Here is a 264-nt window from a genome sequence, read left to right on the forward strand (position 1 = left end):
GAGTAATACCCAGGTCGGCAGACCCGCGGCGGCGGCCATGCCCACCAACCAGGCCGCGACGTAGGCACCCATGGCGTACAGTGTGCCGTGCGCCAGGTTAACGATACGCATGACGCCGTAGATCAGGCTCAGGCCACCGGCAATCAAAAAGAGTATGGAAGCATACAGCAGGGTGTTGAAGCACTGAATGATTAGGATGTCCATAAGGCGACACGGTACTGCGGATGGGCGAGAGAGTCAATACCGGATGGATCTGGTGTAAGG

The 264-nt window shown here is 58.0% G+C and carries 1 protein-coding gene; it reads right to left on the bottom strand.

All coding sequences use genetic code 11. The features are described from left to right. On the bottom strand, positions 1 to 204 hold a 204-nt coding region (locus ACLJNW_RS25850; RefSeq protein WP_410961457.1), incomplete at its 3' end, for an ABC transporter permease subunit. Positions 205 to 264: the final 60 nt, after the last annotated feature.

Origin of the sequence: Salmonella sp. SAL4457, assembly GCF_046548235.1 — a bacterium.
GTDB classification, from domain to species: domain Bacteria; phylum Pseudomonadota; class Gammaproteobacteria; order Enterobacterales; family Enterobacteriaceae; genus Salmonella; species Salmonella enterica.